General features: G+C 50.0%; 1 pseudogene. It reads right to left on the minus strand.

The window, feature by feature from the left end:
- Positions 1–228: pseudogene (locus ABI582_RS28765) on the minus strand (IS110 family transposase); the annotation flags it as partial.

The following is a 228-nucleotide window of genomic DNA, read 5'->3' on the forward strand; positions in this document are numbered from 1 at the left end:
AATCACTCGTAGATCCATTCCCAGGAATGCAATGTACGAATCACTGCTCTTGAACTCGCCCCGCATAAAGGCCATTACCAAGGCAGTGGCAGTGAGAAAACCAATACCCTCTACCGCTTGGCAGCGAGCAACTTGCTCGTGCAGCCCCGCTTCGCGCAGCACCTCTTTGATTTTCTTTTGGATCAACAAATCCAGCCGGTCTATCGATTTTACAAAGGTTGTGAAGGC

The sequence above is a fragment of the Pseudomonas sp. SAS7 genome (genome assembly GCF_052112345.1).
Lineage (GTDB): Bacteria > Pseudomonadota > Gammaproteobacteria > Pseudomonadales > Pseudomonadaceae > Aquipseudomonas > Aquipseudomonas putida_Q.